This is a genomic window from Mesorhizobium sp. M4B.F.Ca.ET.089.01.1.1 (assembly GCF_004022605.1).
GTDB classification, from domain to species: Bacteria; Pseudomonadota; Alphaproteobacteria; order Rhizobiales; family Rhizobiaceae; genus Mesorhizobium; species Mesorhizobium abyssinicae.
This window is the reverse complement of the sequence record NZ_RZOS01001397.1, coordinates 1-460: the sequence shown is the minus strand read 5'-3', so window position 1 is coordinate 460 and position 460 is coordinate 1. Positions and strand designations below refer to the sequence as shown.

Here is a 460-nt window from a genome sequence, read left to right as displayed (position 1 = left end):
ATCACATAGCGATAGCGGTCCTCCCACTCGTCGAGCAGGGAAAAGTCGTCGCGGATCGTTTGGATCGTCGTTGTCATTGTGCCGGATATAGTCATCCGGCGTCCTCGCGTCACGGAAAAAGAAGAAAACACCGCAGGCGTCGAGAGGTCGGACGGGCCTGCGGTGTCGCCAATCAGCGGCTGAAAACTCAATTCTTCGTCGGCGCCTTCGCCGGGATGTTGACGGTCGCCGGCAGGACGATGTCGACGCTGCCGGTGGCGACGGACGTGTCGAGCCCGTTCGCCGGCTTGTCGCCGGTGTCATCCATCATGGCGGCGGCGATCTTGGCGGTCTCCCTGGCGCGGACGCCGATCGTGTGCATGGCGGATTTGCCGGTCTCGCAGACATCGGGCTTGCGCTCGCAGATGCCGGCAATGTCGCCGACCGCCTCGCGCGCCGCAAACAGCGCCTGGATCGGCCC

1 protein-coding gene and 1 pseudogene are annotated in these 460 nt (G+C 64.3%); both read right to left on the bottom strand.

Features of this window, described 5'->3' with window-relative positions; translation table 11 throughout:
• Positions 1-191 (bottom strand): annotated as a pseudogene (locus EN780_RS41230) (hypothetical protein); the annotation flags it as partial.
• On the bottom strand, positions 188-460 hold a 273-nt coding region (locus EN780_RS37660), incomplete at its 5' end, for a DUF5330 domain-containing protein (RefSeq protein WP_128276661.1). The gene EN780_RS37660 and the pseudogene EN780_RS41230, both read right to left, overlap by 4 nt.